The organism is Curtobacterium sp. MCLR17_058 (assembly GCF_003234705.2).
GTDB lineage: Bacteria > Actinomycetota > Actinomycetes > Actinomycetales > Microbacteriaceae > Curtobacterium > Curtobacterium flaccumfaciens.
The window spans coordinates 2,036,397-2,055,144 of record NZ_CP126262.1 but is presented as its reverse complement, the minus strand read 5'-3'; the positions used below and the strand labels follow the sequence as shown (position 1 = coordinate 2,055,144).

General features: G+C 72.8%; 17 protein-coding genes. 8 read left to right on the top strand and 9 right to left on the bottom strand.

Features of this window, described 5'->3' with window-relative positions:
• Positions 1 to 104: 104 nt before the first annotated feature.
• Together DEJ11_RS09815 and treS are read right to left on the bottom strand one after the other, a co-directional pair.
• Positions 105 to 851: a 3'-5' exonuclease gene (locus tag DEJ11_RS09815; protein WP_111223637.1), complete on the bottom strand. Its 747-nt coding sequence runs from the start codon at positions 849 to 851 to the stop codon at positions 105 to 107.
• Between the two features lie 35 nt (positions 852 to 886).
• On the bottom strand, positions 887 to 2,596 hold the full coding sequence (gene treS / locus DEJ11_RS09810) for a maltose alpha-D-glucosyltransferase (protein WP_071403984.1): 1,710 nt from the start codon (positions 2,594 to 2,596) through the stop codon (positions 887 to 889).
• Positions 2,597 to 2,709: 113 nt separating this feature from the next.
• Here treS and DEJ11_RS09805 point away from each other — a divergent pair, with 113 nt between their 5' ends.
• Positions 2,710 to 3,702 (top strand): alpha/beta fold hydrolase, encoded by a 993-nt coding sequence (locus DEJ11_RS09805; protein ID WP_258375309.1) that lies wholly within the window; start codon positions 2,710 to 2,712, stop codon positions 3,700 to 3,702.
• Between the two features lie 5 nt (positions 3,703 to 3,707).
• A complete protein-coding gene (locus DEJ11_RS09800) occupies positions 3,708 to 4,778 on the top strand; it encodes a glycosyltransferase family 4 protein (RefSeq protein ID WP_111103093.1) in 1,071 nt (356 codons plus the stop codon).
• 136 nt (positions 4,779 to 4,914) lie between these two features.
• Here the strand turns inward: DEJ11_RS09800 and DEJ11_RS09795 are convergent, their stop codons facing one another.
• The 3 genes from DEJ11_RS09795 to DEJ11_RS09785 form a co-directional block, all read right to left on the bottom strand.
• Entirely contained in the window at positions 4,915 to 5,646 is a 732-nt protein-coding gene (locus DEJ11_RS09795) for a hypothetical protein (protein ID WP_111103010.1), read from the bottom strand.
• 49 nt (positions 5,647 to 5,695) lie between these two features.
• Positions 5,696 to 6,334 (bottom strand): histidine phosphatase family protein, encoded by a 639-nt coding sequence (locus DEJ11_RS09790; RefSeq protein WP_111103009.1) that lies wholly within the window; start codon positions 6,332 to 6,334, stop codon positions 5,696 to 5,698.
• Positions 6,335 to 6,466: 132 nt separating this feature from the next.
• Positions 6,467 to 7,300 carry a Sir2 family NAD-dependent protein deacetylase gene (locus DEJ11_RS09785; protein WP_111024994.1) on the bottom strand — a complete coding sequence of 278 codons (834 nt, stop codon included), beginning with the start codon at positions 7,298 to 7,300 and terminating at the stop codon, positions 6,467 to 6,469.
• A gap of 265 nt (positions 7,301 to 7,565) precedes the next feature.
• Here DEJ11_RS09785 and DEJ11_RS09780 point away from each other — a divergent pair, with 265 nt between their 5' ends.
• A complete protein-coding gene (locus DEJ11_RS09780) occupies positions 7,566 to 8,384 on the top strand; it encodes a TrmH family RNA methyltransferase (RefSeq protein ID WP_111024981.1) in 819 nt (272 codons plus the stop codon).
• Here DEJ11_RS09780 and DEJ11_RS09775 read toward each other — a convergent pair.
• From DEJ11_RS09775 to DEJ11_RS09765, 3 genes are read right to left on the bottom strand one after another with little or no spacing between them, the layout of a single operon-like run.
• Positions 8,381 to 9,991, bottom strand: coding sequence for an AtzH-like domain-containing protein (locus DEJ11_RS09775; RefSeq protein ID WP_111103625.1), 1,611 nt, complete (start codon positions 9,989 to 9,991; stop codon positions 8,381 to 8,383). The two genes, DEJ11_RS09780 and DEJ11_RS09775, sit on opposite strands and share 4 nt — an antisense overlap.
• Positions 9,988 to 11,115 (bottom strand): acetamidase/formamidase family protein, encoded by a 1,128-nt coding sequence (locus DEJ11_RS09770; RefSeq protein WP_111103624.1) that lies wholly within the window; start codon positions 11,113 to 11,115, stop codon positions 9,988 to 9,990. The genes DEJ11_RS09775 and DEJ11_RS09770 overlap by 4 nt, the downstream gene beginning before the upstream one ends.
• Positions 11,112 to 11,789 (bottom strand): FadR/GntR family transcriptional regulator, encoded by a 678-nt coding sequence (locus DEJ11_RS09765; protein WP_111030131.1) that lies wholly within the window; start codon positions 11,787 to 11,789, stop codon positions 11,112 to 11,114. The genes DEJ11_RS09770 and DEJ11_RS09765 overlap by 4 nt, the downstream gene beginning before the upstream one ends.
• Positions 11,790 to 11,936: 147 nt before the next feature.
• On the opposite strand from DEJ11_RS09765, the gene DEJ11_RS09760 reads away from it, so the two are divergent.
• The 4 genes from DEJ11_RS09760 to DEJ11_RS09745 are packed head-to-tail and all read left to right on the top strand — an operon-like array spanning position 11,937 to position 16,591.
• Positions 11,937 to 13,256: an amidohydrolase family protein gene (locus DEJ11_RS09760; protein ID WP_111103623.1), complete on the top strand. Its 1,320-nt coding sequence runs from the start codon at positions 11,937 to 11,939 to the stop codon at positions 13,254 to 13,256.
• Positions 13,249 to 13,917 carry a DUF1097 domain-containing protein gene (locus DEJ11_RS09755; protein ID WP_111103621.1) on the top strand — a complete coding sequence of 223 codons (669 nt, stop codon included), beginning with the start codon at positions 13,249 to 13,251 and terminating at the stop codon, positions 13,915 to 13,917. Before DEJ11_RS09760 ends, DEJ11_RS09755 begins: the two co-directional genes overlap by 8 nt.
• A gap of 25 nt (positions 13,918 to 13,942) precedes the next feature.
• Complete coding sequence (locus DEJ11_RS09750) at positions 13,943 to 15,175, top strand: D-alanyl-D-alanine carboxypeptidase family protein (protein WP_146243475.1); 1,233 nt, start codon at positions 13,943 to 13,945, stop codon at positions 15,173 to 15,175.
• A 42-nt stretch (positions 15,176 to 15,217) separates the two neighbouring features.
• Positions 15,218 to 16,591: a serine hydrolase domain-containing protein gene (locus DEJ11_RS09745; protein ID WP_181440833.1), complete on the top strand. Its 1,374-nt coding sequence runs from the start codon at positions 15,218 to 15,220 to the stop codon at positions 16,589 to 16,591.
• Positions 16,592 to 16,742: 151 nt separating this feature from the next.
• Here the strand turns inward: DEJ11_RS09745 and DEJ11_RS09740 are convergent, their stop codons facing one another.
• Entirely contained in the window at positions 16,743 to 17,537 is a 795-nt protein-coding gene (locus DEJ11_RS09740; protein WP_071244716.1) for an SGNH/GDSL hydrolase family protein, read from the bottom strand.
• A 23-nt stretch (positions 17,538 to 17,560) separates the two neighbouring features.
• On the opposite strand from DEJ11_RS09740, the gene DEJ11_RS09735 reads away from it, so the two are divergent.
• Positions 17,561 to 18,724, top strand: a complete 1,164-nt coding sequence (locus tag DEJ11_RS09735; protein ID WP_111103618.1) for an acyl-CoA dehydrogenase family protein — start codon at positions 17,561 to 17,563, stop codon at positions 18,722 to 18,724.
• Positions 18,725 to 18,748 lie beyond the last annotated feature (24 nt).

Genomic DNA, 18,748 nt, shown 5'->3' with positions numbered 1-18,748 from the left:
CGGCGCTGTACTCGGACACAAGACACCGGTGTTCGCGCGTCACACCGCGGTCTGCGGGTGTTCGGCGCGTGGACACCGGTGCTGTGCGAGGGGGCAGGGCGAGGTCAGGCGCCGTTGCGGTGCGGCCAGCGGCCGTCGGCGGTGAACGTCGGGTCGCGCTTCTTGCGCATGTAGTCCTGGAACGAGGTGGCCTGCTCGGCGCACCAGCCGACCTGCTTGCGGTGGAGTTCCTCGGCGGAGATGCCGAGCTCGTCCGGGTACTTGCCCGCGATGGCCTGGGCGACACGCCCGGCAGCGATCGCGTCGGCCCCGGCGTCGTGCGCGTCGTCGAGGGTGACGCCGTAGAGCTCGGACGCGGCCTCGAGCGTGCGCTTGCCCTTGCGGAAGGTGTCGAGCGCCTTGTCGATCACCAGCGGGTCGACGACGTTGCCGATGACGGGGGAGGCGAACCCGTGCCGCTTCGCTTCGCGGTCGAGCACGGTGAGGTCGTACGGGGCGTTGTAGATCACCAGGGGGATGCCCCGGGCGAACACGGCCTCGATCGCGGCGATGATCTCGGCGACGACCTCGGCCGCGGGACGCCCCTCGGCCTGGGCACGCTCGGTGGTGTAGCCGTGCACGGCCGCGGCGCCCTCCGGGATCGGGACGCCGGGGTCCGCGATCCAGGCACCCTCGACGATGGAGGCCCCGGTCATGTCGATGAGCCCGACGTGGGCGGTGACGATGCGGGCCGTCTCGACGTCGACCCCGGTGGTCTCGAGGTCGAAGACGCCCAGCGCGTGCCACCAGGGCCGACCCGTGAGGTCCTGGGACGGAGCGGGCGCGTCGAGCTGTGCTGTGGGGAACGTCACGCGGTCAGGCTAACCGGACGCACCGACACCCCCGACTACCGGGTCGGCGCGCCGACGTGCAGCCAGTAGAACGACTGCGTGCCCATGGTGAGCGTGACGGTGCCGTCCTCGTCGAACGACGGGAACGAGCTGCCGCCGAACAGGTCGTAGAGCGGGCGCCCCGCGAACTCCGGCGCGGAGATCGTGACCGAGGTCGGGTTCGTCGCGAACGAGAACACGCACAGGACGTCCTCGGCGGACGGGCCGAACTGCTGGCCGGAGCCCTCCCACGAGCGGACGAAGGCGAGCACCGAGTCGTTCGAGGTCTCCTGCACGTGCAGGGACCCGAGGCCGAACACCGGGTGGGCCTTGCGCGTGTGGATGACGTTCCGGACCCAGTGCAGCAGCGAGCGCGACTGGGCGAGCTGCGCCTCGACGTTCACCTGCGCGTAGTTGTAGACGAGGGACTGCACGACGGGCAGGTAGAGCTTGCCGGGGTCGGCGGTGGAGAAGCCGGCGTTGCGGTCCGGCGTCCACTGCATCGGCGTGCGCGAGGAGTCACGGTCCGGCAGCCAGATGTTGTCACCCATCCCGATCTCGTCGCCGTAGTACAGGAACGGCGAACCGGGCAGCGAGAACAGCAGCGCGTGGATGAGCTCGAGCTCGGCGCGCGAGTTGTCGAGCAGGGGAGCGAGGCGTCGGCGGATACCGATGTTCGAGCGCATCCGCGGGTCGTAGCCGTACCAGCCGTACATCGCCTGCCGGTACTCCTCGCTCACCATCTCGAGCGTGAGCTCGTCGTGGTTGCGGAGGAAGACGCCCCACGCCGCGCTGGCCGGCACGTCGAGGGTCTCGGACAGGATCGCCTTGAGCTCGGCGGCGTGCTGGGCGCGGAGCGAGTAGAAGATGCGCGGCATCACCGGGAAGTCGAACGCCATGTGGCACTCGGGCTCCTCGTCGGTGCCGAAGAACGCCGCCGTCTCGCGCGGCCACTGGTTGGCCTCGGCCAGGAGCACGCGGCCGGGGTACTCGTCGTCGACCATCGCGCGGAGCTTCTTGATGAACTCGTGGGTCTCCGGCTCGCCCTCGCCGTTGCCCTCCTCCGACTCGAACAGGTACGGGATCGCGTCGAGCCGGAGCCCGTCGACGCCCATGTCGAGCCAGTGCCGGACGACGTCGTAGATCGCCTCGATGACCGCGGGGTTCTCGAAGTTCAGGTCGGGCTGGTGCGAGAAGAAGCGGTGGAAGAAGAACTGGCGTCGGACCGGGTCGAAGGTCCAGTTGGACTCCTCGGTGTCGACGAAGATGATGCGGATGTTCGAGTAGTCCTCGTCGGTGTCCCGCCAGACGTAGAAGTCGCCGTAGGGGCCGTCCGGGTCCTCGCGGGACTGCTGGAACCACTCGTGCTGGTCGCTGGTGTGGTTGATCACCATGTCGATCACGATGCGCATGTTCCGCTCGTGCGACTTCGTGACGAGCTCGCGGAAGTCGTCGAGCGTGCCGAACTCCGGCAGGATCGCCCGGTAGTCGGCGATGTCGTACCCGCCGTCGCGCATCGGCGACTGGAAGAACGGCGGCAGCCACAGGGCGTCCACGCCGAGCCACTGCAGGTAGTCGAGCTTGCCGATCACGCCCTGGATGTCGCCGATGCCGTCTCCGTTGGAGTCGACGAACGACCGGATCATGCACTCGTAGAAGACCGAGCGCTTGTACCACTGCGGGTCGAGCGTCAGGCCGGGCAGCTGGATCGGGGCTGTGAAGGTCACCGTGCTCCTCGTCGTCATCGACGGACCGGTCGACGGCCCGCCCCGGACACGATAGGCGCGAGATGCTGCGGGTGTCCGGGGTTTCGTGCGGTTCGCTCCCTAGACTGGCGCGGATGCAACCGCCCGTGCTCTCCCCGTACCAGTCGTTGATGGCCGCCACCCCGGTCGTGCACCGGGCCGTCCAGGTCGACGGCCGGACCACGCACTACTGGGTCTACGGGCCCGAGGACTCGGATCGCACCGTGCTCGCCGTGCACGGGTTCCGCGGGGACCACCACGGGCTCGAGACCATCGCCGCGCACCTCGAAGGTGTCCGTGTGATCGTGCCGGACCTGCCCGGCTTCGGCGTGTCCGACCCGCTGCCGGTGTCGGACATCGACGCCTACGTGGCCTGGCTGACGGGGTTCCACGCCGCGCTCGGGCTCGGCCGCGACACCGTGGTGCTCGGGCACTCGTTCGGGTCGATCGTGGTGTCGGCCACCGTCGCCGCCGGGCTCGACACCCGACTGCTCGTGCTCGTGAACCCCATCGCCGCCCCGGCCCTGCAGGGTCCGCGTGCCGTGGGGACCGCGATCGCGATCGGGTACTACCGCGCCGGTGCGGTGCTGCCGAAGCCGATCGGGCTCGGGATCCTGCGGAACGGCGCGATCGTCCGGGCGATGAGCATCGCGATGCTGAAGTCGCACGACCCCGCCGTCCGCCGATGGGTGCACGACCAGCACGACCGGTACTTCTCGGCCTTCGCAAACCGCACGAGCGTGCTCGAGGCGTTCCGCACCTCGGTCACCCACGACGTCTCCGAGTACGCCGACCGCATCCACGTGCCCGTGCTGCTCGTCGCGGCCGAGCACGACGACATCACCGCCGTCCCCGAACAGCGCGCACTCGCCGAGCGGCTGCGTGACGCCGAGCTCGTCGTGATCCCGGGGGTCGGCCACCTGGTGCACTACGAGACGCCGGCTCCGGCCGCGGCGGCCGTGCTCCGCCGGATGGCGGACACGACCCGACGTGCCGGACGCCAGGGACGCACTGGACGCGGCGCGGCAGCCACGGACAGCCGACCGTCGGGGGCGGGACGGGCCTCCCGGACGGCGGACGCGTCGTGACGCGCCTGCGCATCGGCATCGACTGCCGGTACGTGCGGATCGGTCGGCACGACGGCATCAGCCGGTTCACCGCGGGAGTCGTCGCGCACCTGCCGGACCGGCACGACTACGTGCTGCTCGTCAGCGACGAGCGCCAGCTCGAGTCGCTGCCGAGGGACCTGCCGTGGGAGCTGCTGCCAGCGCCGACGGACGCGGGGGAGCCGCTCGTCGCCCGGCGCGTCAACCGGCTCGGGCTCGACGCGGTGTTCTCGCCCATGCAGACGATGGGGTCGCGGGGGCGCCGGTACGCGCTCGTCCTGACGCTGCACGACCTGATCTACTACCGCAACCGCACGCCCCCGCGGGAGTTCTCGTGGCCGCTGCGGCTCGGCTGGCGGGCGTTCCACCTGTCCTGGGCGCCGCAGCGGTTCCTGCTGAACGGCGCCGACGGGGTCGTGACGGTGTCCGAGACGACCGCCGGGCTGATCGCCGAGCACCGGCTGACGAAGCGACCCGTGACGGTCGCCTACAACGCGGCCGACCCGGCGACACCGCGGGTGGCCGGAGCACCACGTGGACGCTCGCTCGTCTACATGGGCTCGTTCATGCCGTACAAGAACGTCGAGACCCTGGCGGCGGCGCTGCCGCTCCTGGGGGCGGACTGGACGCTGCACTGCATGTCGCGGGTGTCCGACGCCGACCGTGCACGGCTCGAGGCGCTGGCTCCCACGGGGACGATCGTGTTCCACGACGGCGCCACCGACGAGGAGTACCTGTCCGTGCTCCGTTCGGCCACCGCGCTGGCGACCGCGTCGTACGACGAGGGGTTCGGCATCCCGCTCGTCGAGGCGATGGGCGTCGGGACCCCGGTCGTCGTCAGTGACATCCCGATCTTCCGGGAGATCGGCGGCTCGGCGGCGGAGTACTTCGACCCGGCGTCGCCGTCCGCCCTTGCCGCGGCCGTCCGGCGGGTCGAGGAACGGTGGGACGAGGCCTCGTGGCAGTCGATCGAGCGTGCCGGTCGGTTCCGGTGGCAGGACTCGGCGGAGCAGGTCGTCCGGGCCGTCGAGCGGGCCGTGGGGGACCGGCGGGGCTGAGGGCGGGTGCGGGTGCGGGGCGCGGGCTCGCGGTTCGTGGCGATGCGGAACGACGATGTCGATGTCGTACGACGTCGACGGTGTCGTCCCACGTCGGACGCGCCACCGCCGCGCCACCCGCGCGACCACCACACCGTCACTCCGGCGCGATGACCTGCACGTCCGCCCCGGGGAACACCTTCTGCGTCTCCTCGGTGACCCGCGACACGATCGGCGGCACCGCGGCGCCCCGACCCGGGGTCCGCACGACGATCGACTGGTCGCGTGCGGCGTCGGACGGGTCGCCGCCGCGCTCCCACGAGCAACGGACCTCCGTCACACCGCCGATGTGGTCGAGCGTGTCCGCCAGTGCCAGGCGCTTCGCCGCGACCCCACCGGCACCGGTGACGCCGATCTCCAGGTTGCCGAGGTCGGCGACCACGACGACGCGGACACCGTTGCCACCGGACTCGTCGGCTGCGCGGCTGATGGCGGCGACCAGGTCACGCCGGGCAGCGAGGTCGAGCGCCGGGTCCGCCCGGACCGAGGCGATGGCGTCGTAGCTCGCGAACGCCGTCTTCGACGGGGCATGGTGCCGCACGTCGGTGACGCCGGGCAGCGCACGCACGCGCGTGTTGAACCGGTCGAGCGCCACGTCCGGCCGTGGGAAGACCCCGCCGATGCCGTTCTGGACGCTCCCGATGATCGAGCCGAGCACCACGGCGATGACCGCGACCACCGCGAGGGTGCTGCCGCCGATGATGAACCAGGTGCGGGCCCGGGTGCGGGTGGGGACGCTCGCCGTCTCGGGACCGAACACCCGGTCGAGGTCGTCGTCCTGCTGGTCGAGGGCATGCTGGCCGTGTGGGCTGGTTCCGTCGTCGGACATGTGGCTCCCCTCACCCCGGTGTGCGGGTGCGTCGGAGCCTAGTCCCCGGTCAGCCCCGGCGCTCCAAGGGGTTCTGGTACTCGAACGCGGACCCTCCGGTGGCGTCGGACACGTCGTCGATCGGGTCATCGAACCGGACGAGTTCGGCGTGGAAGCGCTCGGGGTCCCACCGGAACGAGTGGATGGACCCGTTGCGGATCGGGGTGTTGCGGCGATCGGCGGTGCCGGGGGCAGCGGCGTTCACGACACTGCGGATCACCGCGCCGTGGGTCGCGACCACGACGACGCCGGCGTCGAACCGGACCGCGATCTCACCGAGCGTCTCGGTGACGCGGGCGAGCAGCGCGGAGCGGGACTCCCGACCGGGGATGTCGTCGTGCGGGTACCGTGCCGACACCTCGTCGTCGGTCAGGCCCTCGGCTTCGCCGTAGGAGCGCTCGGCCAGGCCCGGGTACGTCGTCGGTACGTCGAGGCCCAGGCGGTCGGCGATGATCGCGCCCGTCTCGGCCGCACGGGACAGCGGGGAGGCGACGACCGCGTCGAACGGTCGGCGGGTCAGGAGCTCGGCGGCCTCGGCGGCCTGCCGTCGTCCGGTGTCGTTGAGCGGGATGTCGGTCGAGCCCTGGATGCGGCGCTGCGCGTTCCAGTCGGTCTCGCCGTGCCGGACGAGGTACAGGAGGGTCGTCACCCGTCGATCTTCGCAGACGCGAACGGCAGGCCCGTCCGGGAACCGCGACCGCGCAGGCCCGTCCGGCGGCAGCGCCCGCGCATGTCCAGGCAAGCCGCGACCAGCAGGTCGGCCCAGGCGACCGCGACCGCGCTAGTCGGTCGACGCCGCCGCGCTGAGCCGCTCCGCCAGGTGCACGAGCGTCTCGGTGGTGCCGGCGTCGAGCTTCACGGCCGCACGCCGGTCACTGCGGGTCTCGCCGCGGTTCACGATGACCACGGGGTTCTTGCGGCGCGCAGCGTGGTCGACCAGCCGCACGCCCGAGTTCACGGTGAGGGACGAACCGACGACGAGCAGCGCGTCGGCATCGGCGACGATCGACACGGCCTCGCGGAACTTCTCGGCCGGCACGAACTCGCCGAAGAAGACGACGTCGGGCTTCAGGTCGCCGCCGCACACGGTGCACGCGGGCACGACGAACCGTTCGACGTCGGTGATCTCGACGTCGCCGTCCGGCTGCAGCTGCACGGACCCGGGCTCGTCGATCCAGGGGTTCTCGCGGTCGATGGTGGCGGCGAGGTCGGAGCGGGAGAAGACCTGCCCGCAGCGCAGGCACACGGCACGGTCCATCGAGCCGTGGATCTCGACGACGCGGCGGGAGCCGGCGCGCAGGTGCAGGCCGTCGACGTTCTGCGTGATGACCCCGGCGACGATCCCGGCGTCCTCGAGTGCGGCGAGCGCCCGGTGTCCGTCGTTCGGCACGGCGGCCGCGAAGCTCCGCCAGCCCAGGTGGGATCCGGCCCAGTAGCGCTGGCGCTTCGCGGGGTCGGCCAGGAACTCCTGGAACGTCATCGGCTTGCGCACCACCCGCCCGGCACCGCGGTAGTCGGGGATGCCGGAGTCGGTGCTCAGACCGGCACCGGAGAGCACGGCGATCCGCTTGCCCGCGAGCACCTCGACGACGCGGTCCAGGTCGTCGGCGGTCACCGACCCGGCGGCCGCCCCGGTGGTCGGTCCGGTCGTCGACGCAGCATCATCCAGCACCCTGTTCACGGTACCCTCAACACCCGACCGTCCCGGTCGCTTCCCAGGCGGAGCGCATCCTCGGCGGACCCGTCCGGCGGCAGCCCGGAGCAGCCCGGCGGCAGCCCGGACCAGCCCGGACCCGCGCCGGCTCCGGGCCGCCGGACCCGTGCCGGCCCCGGCCCGCCGGACCCACCCGCCGCCCCCGCACCACACCGAAACGAGCCCCGTGCACCCCGTCCGCATCGACTCCCTCGACGATCCCCGCCTCGACGACTTCGCCCGTCTGACCGACGTTGCACTCCGCCGGGTCTCGGAGCCCGAGGGCGGCCTGTACATCGCCGAGTCGAACACGGTCATCGAGCGCGCGGTCCGCGCCGGGCACGTGCCGCGGAGCATCCTGGTGCAGGAGAAGTGGCTCGACAGTGTCCTGCCCCTGGTCGCGGAGCACGACGGGCCGGTCTTCGTCGGTGCCGACGCCCTGCTCGAGGAGCTCACCGGCTTCCGGATGCACCGCGGTGCGATCGCCGCGATGCAGCGTCCCGAGCTGCCGAGCGTCGCCGACGTGGTGCGGGACGCGAAGGTCGTCGTCGTGCTCGAGGACATCGTCGACCACACGAACGTCGGCGCGGTGTTCCGGAGCGTCGCCGGCCTCGGCGCCGACGCGGTGCTCGTCAGCCCGCGGTGTGCCGACCCGCTGTACCGCCGGAGCGTCCGGGTGAGCATGGGCACGGTCCTGCAGGTGCCGTGGACCCGCATCGGCGACTGGCCCGCGGCTGGTGAGGAACTCCGCGCGCAGGGCTTCCACCTGGCCGCGATGGCGCTGACCGACGAATCGGTCGACCTCGACGCCTTCGTGGCGGACCTGCCCGAGAAGGTCGCGCTCGTGATGGGCACCGAGGGGCAGGGACTGACGCCGGCCGCGATCGCGTCGGCCGACACGACCGTCCGGATCCCGATGGCGCACGGCGTCGACTCGCTCAACGTGGCCGCGGCGAGCGCCGTCGGTCTGTGGGCGGTCACCCACGCCCGGCGGCTCGCCTCCTAGCGCACCACCGAGACCGTCGGGAGGCCCGGGGCGGCCTGGTCCGGCAGCATGCGCCCGGCACGGATCACCAGGGCACGGTCGGTGGCCGGCCCGCCCACCAGGCAGACGCCGACGGGCGCGCCGTCCACGGTCAGCGCCGGTGCACTCACCGCGGGCAGGCCGCCGATGCTCGCGAGCGCGGTCATCGCCGTGGTGGCGGTCCGGGTGCGCTCGAGCGCAGCGGTGTCCGCGTCGAGCAGCGGAGCGGGTCCGGGCACGGTCGGGAACAGCAGCGTCCGACCGGCGAGGGCACGGCGGATCGTCGCACGGACCTCGTCGAGGCGTGCGACGGCGTCGGCGGTCGCGTCGGGGTCGTTCGCGCGTGCCGCCCGGAACCGGTCACCGACGACGGGGCTCAGTGCGCCGGGGTGCGCGTCGATCCAGGGGCCGTGGGCGGCGAGTGCCTCGGCGGCCTGGACGAGGCGCATCTGCTCCTGCAGTGCTGCGGGGTCCGGGATGCCGAGGTCCCGCAGCCGGACGGTCGCGACGGGTTCGTCGAGTGTCGCGACGAAGGCGGTGAAGGACCGGGCGACGGCCGGTTCGACGAGTGCGACGAGTTCCTCGGGGACGACGAGCACGGTCGCATCGGAAGCCCCTGCCGTCGCGGGCGGCGGCACGGTGGCGTCGAGGGCGGCGAGCAGCACACCGTGGCTCCGCGTGAGCCACCCGACGGTGTCGAACGACGGCGCGAGCGGGAGCAGCCCCTCGCGGGACACGGTGCCGTGGGTCGTCCGGAGGCCCCAGAGCCCCTGGTACGAGGCGGGGACCCGGACCGATCCCGCGGTGTCCGTGCCGATCCCGATCTCGGCCGTCCCGAGGCCGACGGCCGATGCGGATCCGCTGGACGAGCCTCCAGGCAGTCGGGTGGGAGCCGCGCTGTTCGGCGGCGTGCCGTGGTGCGCGTTCCGGCCCGTCAGGTTGTAGGCGAACTCGTCGGTGCGCGCGATCCCGCGGATCGAGGCGCCGGCGGCGAGGAGCGCGGCGACCGCTGCGGCGGGCGCGGTCTCGACGGGGGCCTCGCGCAGGTACGTCGGGTTGCCCGCGCCGACCGGCTGGCCGGGGACGGCGTAGAGGTCCTTGACCGCGACGGTCAGGCCGTCGAGCGGTCCGGAGGCGGTGGGGGCGACGAGCGGGTCGCCGACGGCCCGCCAGACGGTGGTGTCGACGGCCTTGGGACGGGCGGTGACGTGGGCTGCCTCGATGCGCCAGCGGGGGCCGGCGCCGGTGTCGCCGTCGCGGCGCCAGAGCTGGGTCTGGAGGCCCTGCCCACCTGCGGCGAACCGGGACACCGACACGACGAGGGCGCGGTCCTCGGTCAGGGGGCGGACCTCGACGTGCGTCAGCGACCGGGTCGCGACCCCACCCCGTGCCCCGCGGAACGCGCTGATCGCGTCGTGCCCGACGAGCAGGCCGCGGTCGTCGCCGCGCATCGTGGCGGGGGAGTCGACGAAGGCGGCGTCGAGGGCGTCGAGGTCATTCACCAGCAGGGCGGCCTCGTAGGCGTCGAGCGCCTCGAGCAGGCCTTCGGGCGCGGCGTCGGGCGCGGGCGACGCCGGGGGCGTGGTCATCGGGCGGGCTCCTCGAAGTCGGCCTTGCGGATGCGGGCGTGGACCCCGGTGACCAGGTCCACCACCTGCGAGATGTTGAAGTCGGTCGCGGCCGACAGGTACGCGTACGCCAGGTGGCGTTCCATGCCCCAGCGCGCGCCGAGGATCGCGACGGCGTGCCGGACGCACTGCCGGACGGCCTCGTCGAGGTCGGGGTCCATGCCGGTGGGCACGAGGAACTCCTGCGTCTCGGCGACGGGCCAGACCAGGTCACCGAAGCGCGCGGCGGCCTCGGCTGCCGGGGTCAGGTCGAAGCGGATCGTCGCGCGGAGCGAGGCCTCCATCGCGGTGAGTGCGACCTCGCCGTCGCCCTGGGCGAAGTGCGGGTCACCGACGTGGGCGAGTGCGCCGGGGACGAGCACCGGCAGGTGCAGCTGGGACCCGGCCTGCAGCAGGTTGACGTCGATGTTGCCGCCGTGGCGACCGGGCGGGACCGAGTGCAGCCGCTCCCCGGGGGTGGCGACGCCCATGATCCCGAGGAACGGGGCGAGGGGGAAGTGCGCGAAGCGGTCGCCGGCGGCGGTGAGCGGGATACGGCCCCGCCGGCCCTGGTCGGTGTCGACGACGTCGGCGAAGACGCTCACCGTCGTGCCGTCGACCGGGAACTCACCGTGCAGGGCGCCGCGGCCGTGCCGGTTCGACACGACGCCGTAGTGCACGCGGGGCAGGGTCTCGAGGACCGTCATCGTCAGCACGTCACCGGGACGGGCACCGCGCACCGCGATCGGCCCGGACACGACGTGCGGTCCGTCCGCCGAGGGGTCGCGGTGACCGGAGCGAACGATCGCGACGGCGTCGGCGAGGACGTGCTCCGGAGCGACGCCGTGGTCGCCGAACCAGGCGACGGGGTCGCTGCCCTGGTCGGGGAGGATCCCCTCGTGGCTGACGGTGTCGATCGTGACCGACTCCCCTGGGCCGATCGTCAGGGCCGGGGTGTCACCGTCGCTCGGCAGCCGGCCCCAGAGGACGGTCTCCGGGTCGACGGGCAGGGCGTGGTCACCGCGGACGGGCCCGGCGCCGGGCTGCAGGGTCGCCACCGCGGGGGCGGTGGTCTCGCGTGCGGTGGTGCGGTGTGTGGTGGTCATCGTTCCGTCCTCCGTTCGACCAGGTGGGCCACGTCGGCCAGGTGGTCGGCCATCGCCCGCGTCGCGCCCGCGACGTCGTGCTCCCGGATCCGCTCGAGGATCCGCTCGTGCCACTCGAACGACGACCGGCGCCCCTCGCTGGTGCTGTGCGAGCGGGCACGGACGTCCTGCACCCAGCCGCTGCTGAGCTCGCACAGGGACACGAGCAGGGGGTTCCCCGAGGTACGGGCGACCTGCACGTGGAAGGCGACGTCCTGGGCGAGCGACTCCTCCGGGCTGAGCCCCGCGTGGGTGGCGGCGAGGATGCGTTCCAGGGTGAGCAGGTCGGCCTCGCCCGCCCGCGACGCCGCGAGTCCGGCGACCTGCGGCTCCACGACGGTCCGGAACTCGGCGACGTGCTCGGCCCGGTGGTCCAGGTCGTCGCGGTGGTGGTCGAGCAGGGCGGACGCTTCCTCCGGCCGCGGCAGCACCACGGTGCCACGACCAGGGGTCCGGGAGACCAGGCGACGGCGCTCGAGCTCCTGCAGCGCCTCGCGGATGGTCGTGCGGGACACGGCGAGGTCCTCGGCGAGGGTGCGTTCCGGCGGCAGTTTGTCGCCGGGCTGCAGGTCGTCGAGCACGAGCGTGCCGAGGTGGGCGGCGGTCGCCGCGCTCAGGGTCCGTCCACGGTGCATGCCCTCGACCGTAGGGCCGGTTGGTCTGCTTGGTTCATTGGTACGACCATCTTTTACACGGCCGTCACACGCGGCGTCGGAAGCCGAAACACGGCGGGCGAATGGTGGAGCACGTCCCACCCGCACCGACCGGAAGAGGGGTTCGACGTGGACCTGGTCCTCACCAACGCACGGCTGACCGACGGTCCATCCGTCGACGTCACCATCGCCGACGGCGTGATCGTCAGCGTGGCCGACGCGCTGCCCGGTCCCGGCTCGGCGCAGGGCATCGGCACCGGCACCGTTGCTGCTCCCACCAGCGTGGTCGACTGCGCCGGGCGTGTGCTCATCCCCGGGCTCATCGAGGCGCACCTGCACGTCGACAAGGCCCTGCTCGACCGGGAACGCCCGAACCCCGACGGCACCCTCGCCGGCGCCATCGCCGTCACGGGGGAGCTCAAGCGCGGCTTCACCCACGCCACCGTCCGCGACCGCGCCCGCACCCTGCTCGACCAGGCCATCACGAACGGCACGACGCTCGTCCGCGCACACCCCGACGTCGACCCGATCGTCGGGCTCACCGGCGTCGAGGTGCTGCTCGACCTGCGCGACGAGTACCGGGACGCCCTCGACCTGCAGATCGTCGCGTTCCCCCAGGAGGGCATCGCCAAGGCACCGGGCACCCTCGCGCTGCTCCGCCAGGCGCTCGCCGCGGGGGCGGACGTCATCGGTGGCTGCACGTACAACGAGCACACCCTGGCCGCGTGCCACGAGCACGTCGAGACCGTCCTCGACCTCGCCGAAGAGTTCGGGGTGCCGGCCGACCTGCACGCCGACTTCGCCGACGACACCTCCGACCCGCGGTACGCCCTCGCCGGGCACATCGCCGACCGCGTGACCGCCCGCGGGCTGCAGGGGCGGGTGGCGCTCGGGCACGTGACCTCGGTCGCGAGCCTGCCCCGCGGCGAGCGCCGGGCGTTGTTCGACCGTCTGGCAGCTGCCGGGGTCGCCGTCGTGCCGCTGCCCGCGACCGACCTGCACCTGGGCGGCCGGTCCGACGACCACGACGTGCGGCGCGGGGTCGTGCCGGTCCGCGAACTCTGGGACGCCGGGGTCACGAGCGCCTACGCGTCGAACAACGTCCGGAACGCCTTCACCCCGTTCGGCAACGCCGACCTGCTCGACGTCGGGCTGCTCCTGGCGCAGACCGGGCACCTGTCCGGCCCGGACGACCTGCGACGGGTGCTCGCCATGGCCACCACGGGGGCGGCGGAGGTCGTCGGCGTCGCGGACACCCACGGCATCCGGCCCGGTGCCGCCGCCGACCTCGTCGTGCTCTCCACCACCGACCCGGACGGCGTCCTGCTCGACCGGCCGGACCGCGCCCTGGTCGTCAAGCGCGGCCGGGTCGTCGCCGAGACCACCCGGACCACCCGCCTCACCACCAGCCACACCACGAACCGATCGAAGGAACTCAGCCATGCGTGAACGGATCCCGCACGAGATCGTCGCCTCCGTCCTGGCCGGTGCCACGGCGTTCATCGGGGGCAACGCCCTGCACATGCCGACCTGGGCGATCTTCATCAGCTGGGCGGGGATGTTCCTGCTCGGCAGCAAGCCGACGCTGCGGAACGCCACGCGCCTGTGGGCCGCGATGCCGATCGGGTCGGCGTTCGGCCTGGTCATCGTCCTGCTCGACCAGCGGTTCGGCACGCTGTTCGGCGAGGGGCAGGCGGCGCAGAACACCGTCCTGGCGCTGCTCATCCTCGTCGTGAACTGCGCCCTGATGTACACCGGTCGCACGAAGCTGTTCGGGCTCGTCCCCGGCATGTTCCTCGGGTTCGCCTCGTTCTTCGCGACCTGCTTCGGCGGCTTCGGGTTCGACCCGGGGAACGCCTGGGCCGCCTGGGTGTCGGTCGTGCTGATGAACGCGCTCGGGCCGGTGTTCGCCTACCTGTCCCGCCGCCTGACCTTCGCCCGGGCCGAGACGACGGGCTCGGCCGGTTCGGCCGGCTCGGCCGGTTCGGCCGGTTCGGCCGACCCGGCCGCTTCGGCCGACCCGGTCGCCGCGACCGAGGCCGGCGGCGCAGCGACCCCGGCTCCTGCTCCGGAACGGCAGCCCGACCAGCCCGTCGCAGCCTCGGCCTAGGAGCGGACCGGTACGCTCGGGTCCCGTGTCACGAGTCGTCCGCCGCCCCCGCTCCGCCGTCCGGAGGCCGGTCACGATCTCGGTGGTCGCCGTCCTGCTCCTGGTGGCGGGGTACCTCGTCGCCGCGGCCGTCGTGCCGTTCGGCCCGGCGAGCGCCAGCACCACCACGTACTCGGCACCGAAGACGACCGTCCCGGCGCTGAGCTTCCCGGGGTACGGCGCGACGGCGGTCGAGGCGACGGACTTCCCGGAGAGCCTGCGCACCAGCGGCGACACGAAGCCCCGGTCGATCGCGAGCATCACGAAGGTCGTCACGGCGCTCGTGGTGCTCGACGAGAAACCGATGGCCGCGGGGGAGTCCGGTCCGTCCATCCGCTTCACGAAGCAGATGGAGGGCCTGTACGCCAAGTACGCCGCGCAGAACGGCGAGGTCGCCCCGATGCCCGCCGGCCTGAAGCTCACCGAGCACCAGACGTTCCAGGTGATGCTCATGAAGTCGGCGAACAACTACGCCGGCGCACTCGCCATCTGGGCCTTCGGGTCGATCGCCGCCTACGAGCACGCGGCGAACGACTGGCTCGACGAACACGGCCTGGACGACACCACGATCCACGAGCCGACCGGCCTCGACCCGGACAACACCTCGACCGCCACGGACCTGGTCGAGCTCGGGCAGCTCGCGCTGGCGAACCCGGTGGTGAAGGACATCGTCGGCACCAAGGACGTCACGATCCCGACGGTCGGCGAGATCGAGAACTCGAACAAGCTCCTGGGGCTCGACGGCATCGAGGGGATCAAGACCGGCACCCTCGACGAAGCCGGCGCCTGTCTGCTGTTCGCGGCGACGTACGAGCGCGGTGGCAAGGACGTCACCGTCGTCGGCGTGATGCTCGGCGGTGTCGACCACGACTCCCTCGACGTCGACGTGCAGCGGTTGCTGCGGTCCGTGGCGGACAACTTCCAGGTGGTGACGCTCACGCACCAGGGGCAGACCTTCGGCACCTTCTCGACCCCGTGGCAGGACGAGGCCGACGCGGTCACGACGAAGGCCGCCGAGGTGCTCGTGTGGGGCAAGACCACCGTCACCGCGAAGGCGAAGCTCGAGCAGGTGACCTTCGGCACGAAGGGCGAGCGGGTCGGGCAGGTGCGGTTCCGCATCTCCGACCACGACCCGGTCACGGTGCCGCTCGTGCTCGAACGCACGATCGACGACCCCGGCGTCTGGTGGCGCTGGACGAACCCGTTCCAGGGGGCGTGACGCCCGTCGTCCGCCGACCGTAGAGTCGGTCGGGTGACGACGATGATGACGTTCCCCCGGACCACCCCCGCCGCCCTCGGCATCGATCCCGGCGGCGTGACCGCCCTGCTCGACGCCCTCGAGTCCACGCCCGACGTGGAGCCGCACAGCATCATGCTTCTCCGGCACGGCCAGGTCGCGGCCGAGGGCTGGTGGCAGCCCTACGCCGCGGACCGCGTGCACCTGCTCTACTCGCTGAGCAAGAGCTTCACCGCCGCCGGGGTCGGCATCGCCGTCCGGGCGGGCCTGATCGACCTCGACGCGACCGTGCTTTCGTACTTCCCGGAGCTCGACGCCGACGTCACCGACGAACGCAGCCGCCGCATCCGCGTCCGGCACCTGCTCGCGATGGCGAGCGGCCACCGCGAGGAGACGATCGACCGTGCCCAGGCCCTCGACCCGACGAACACGGTGCGCGGGTTCCTGCTGCTCCCGCCGGACGAGGAGCCCGGCACGGTCTTCGCCTACAACCAGCCGTGCACGTACACCCTCGCCGAGATCGTCCGGCGGGTGACCGGCGGGTCCCTCGTCGCGTGGCTCCGCCCGCACCTGCTCGACCCGCTCGGCATCGACGACCTCGCCTGGCGCCGCGACGACACCGGCGCGGAGCTCGGGTACAGCGGGTGCTACGCGCCGACCGACGCGGTCGCCAAGCTCGGCCAGCTGTACCTGCAGGGCGGCGTCTGGGACGGCGAGCGGATCCTCGACGCCGACTGGGTCGAGCAGGCGACCAGCACGCAGGTCGCCAACCCGGACGAGGCCGACCCCGACTGGTCCCAGGGTTACGGCTTCCAGTTCTGGATGGCCCGCCACGGCTTCCGCGGCGACGGCGCCTACGGCCAGTTCTGCATCGTCCTGCCGGAGCACGACGTCGTCCTCGCGATGACCGGTCAGAGCCTCGACATGCAGGCCGTCCTCGACGCGGTCTGGGAGCACCTGCTGCCCGCCGTCGACCGCGCGTCCGACGCGGCATCGGCATCCGCCCTGGAGGCCCGGCTCACCTCCCTGGGACTGCCTCCGGTCCAGGGTGGTCGCCTTCCGGAGCACCTCGCCGACGTCGAGCTCCGGTTGCGTCCCCGCGGGATCCTCGATGCCGTCACGTTCGCCCGAGGTGCGGACGGGATCCGCCTGACGATCACCGACGACGGCCGGTCGGAGTCCGTGCCGCTCGGCGAAGGACGGTGGGCCGTCGAGGGCGCCCTCGCGGCGAGTGCGGCCACCGAGCCGGAGGGCAGCGTGCTCGTCGCGGTCCGCTTCCTGGAGACCCCGCACCTGCTGCACCTGCGCGTCGACCTCGACGCGGGCACGGTCGGGGCGAAGTGGAAGACCGAGCCGCTGCACGACGGTCCGATGACGCTCCGTCGCCCGGCGGACTGACCTGCGCCGACCACACCGCGCGCACGACCCGTTCGCGGCGCGCACGACGCGGTTCGCGCCCCCGTGTCGTCATCGCGCCCTGGGGAGTCGGGGCGCGATGACCCTGGTGGGGCGCGGTCGGGGAGGCGTGCGGACTCGGACGGGCGTCTGGCTACGGGGTGTCGGAGGGGTGCTCGGTGACGATCTGCAGCTCCGGTCGCTTCGCCGACACCCCGTCGCCGGACGAGGTGTGCTTGATGCGCCGGACCACCCACGGCACCAGGTACTCCCGGGCCCACCCGAGGTCCTCGGCGCGGGCCTCACGCCACGGGCGTGCCTCGAGCGGGTCCGGGTTGAACGGTTCGAGCCCGTGCGGCACGCCGAGGGTGTCGAGCACCGCCGCGGCGATCGTCGAGTGGCCCATCGGGGAGTGGTGCAGCCGGTCCGGGGCCCACATCCGCGGGTCCCGGAGCACCCGGAGTGCCCACATGTTCGCCACCAGGGCGCCGTGCTTCAGGGCGATGGCGTGCAGGTTCTCGTTGTAGATCGCCGTCTTGCCGCGGACCATGCCGAGCACCGGGGTCATCCCGACGTCCGGGCCGGTGAAGAGCACGACGGTGGCTCCGTCGCGGCGCAGGTCGGCGACGAGCCGGTCCACGCGCTCCGCGAGCTCGTCCGGGTCCGAGCCGGGGCGGATGATGTCGTTGCCGCCGGCGGACACCGTGATGAGGTCCGGGTGCAGGGCGACGGCGGCCTCGGCCTGCTCGTCGATGATCTGCTGCAGCAACCGCCCGCGGATCGCGAGGTTCGCGTAGGCGAAGTCGTCGGTCTGGTGTGCGAGCACCTCGGCGACGCGGTCCGCCCAGCCGCGGTTGCCGCCCGGGACGGTGGGGTCGGGGTCCCCGATGCCCTCGGTGAACGAGTCACCGATCGCGACGTACCTGGTCCAAGGATGACGATCTGACACGTCCCGGACCCTAGTCTCGTGGCATGACGAAGGCCAACACGGACGCCGTCGACTGGTCGGTGCCGGACGAGCTGCTCAGCCGCATCGCCGAGCGCGCCCCCGGCTACGACGCCGCGAACGCGTTCTGCACCGAGGACCTCGACGAGCTGCGCGCCGCTGGCTACCTGCGGATCGGCGTCCCCGTCGAGCAGGGCGGGGCGGGCCTCGGCCTCCGCGCCACCGCGCGGGTGCAGCGCGCCCTCGCCCAGGCCGCACCGGCGACGGCACTCGGCCTCGGCATGCACCAGGTGTGGGTGCAGGCGGCCCGCGCCGTCCGTACGCGAGGCGAGTCGTTCCTCCAGGCCGTCACCGACCACGCTGCGGACGACCACCTGCTCGCCTTCGGGGTGAGCGAACCCGGCAACGACGCCGTGCTGTTCGACTCGTCGACGACTGCGGAGCCGGACGGCGACGGCGGCTACCGGTTCACCGGCACGAAGGTCTTCACGTCCCTCGCACCAGCGTGGGACGTCATGAGCGTCTCCGGCAAGGACACCTCGGGGCCGGAGCCACGGCTCGTGCACGGGTTCGTCTTGCGGTCCGACGGCGACGTCGAGCACCTGGACGACTGGGACACGCTCGGGATGCGCGCGACGCAGAGCCGCACCACGAAGCTGCTCGGCGTGCACGTCCCCGCCGACCGCATCGTCCGGTCGCTGCCGGTCGGGCCGAACCAGGACCCGCTCGTGTTCGGGATCTTCGCGTCGTTCGAGCTCCTCATCGCCTCGGTGTACGCCGGCGTCGCGGAGCGGGCGATCACGCTCGCGGCGGCCGCCGTGGCGGGGCGGACCGCGGCCGACGGGACTCCGCGGTCGCAGGACCCGGACGTGCGCCGGGCGATCGCCGACCTGCGCGGTGCGGTCGACGCGATCACGCTGCAGGTCGACTCGCTGGCCCGGTCGGTCGACGAGCTCGACGACCTCGGAGCCCGCTGGTTCCCGCTGCTCGTCGGCACCAAGGCCCGGGCCGTGGACACGGCCCAGCACGTCGTGGACGAGGCCATGCGCGTCGTCGGCGGCTCGGCGTTCCGGTCGTCGAGTGAGCTGGCGCGGCTGGCGCGGGACGTCCGGGCGGGGCAGTACCACCCGTCGTCGCGGGACTCCGCGGCGCGGACGATCGCCGCGTCGGTGCTCGGCCCGCTCGGCTGAGCGCTGCGCTCGCACGGTGCGAGG

Bases quoted from the DNA above. Each gene is read 5' to 3' on its own strand.
- DEJ11_RS09805 (WP_258375309.1), top strand. From the start codon at position 2,710: ATGCAACCGCCCGTGCTCTCCCCGTACCAGTCGTTGATGGCCGCCACC.
- DEJ11_RS09795 (WP_111103010.1), bottom strand. From the start codon at position 5,646: ATGTCCGACGACGGAACCAGCCCACACGGCCAGCATGCCCTCGACCAG.
- DEJ11_RS09775 (WP_111103625.1), bottom strand. From the start codon at position 9,991: ATGACCACGCCCCCGGCGTCGCCCGCGCCCGACGCCGCGCCCGAAGGC.
- DEJ11_RS09770 (WP_111103624.1), bottom strand. From the start codon at position 11,115: ATGACCACCACACACCGCACCACCGCACGCGAGACCACCGCCCCCGCG.
- DEJ11_RS09765 (WP_111030131.1), bottom strand. From the start codon at position 11,789: ATGCACCGTGGACGGACCCTGAGCGCGGCGACCGCCGCCCACCTCGGC.
- DEJ11_RS09755 (WP_111103621.1), top strand. From the start codon at position 13,249: ATGCGTGAACGGATCCCGCACGAGATCGTCGCCTCCGTCCTGGCCGGT.
- DEJ11_RS09745 (WP_181440833.1), top strand. From the start codon at position 15,218: ATGATGACGTTCCCCCGGACCACCCCCGCCGCCCTCGGCATCGATCCC.
- DEJ11_RS09735 (WP_111103618.1), top strand. From the start codon at position 17,561: ATGACGAAGGCCAACACGGACGCCGTCGACTGGTCGGTGCCGGACGAG.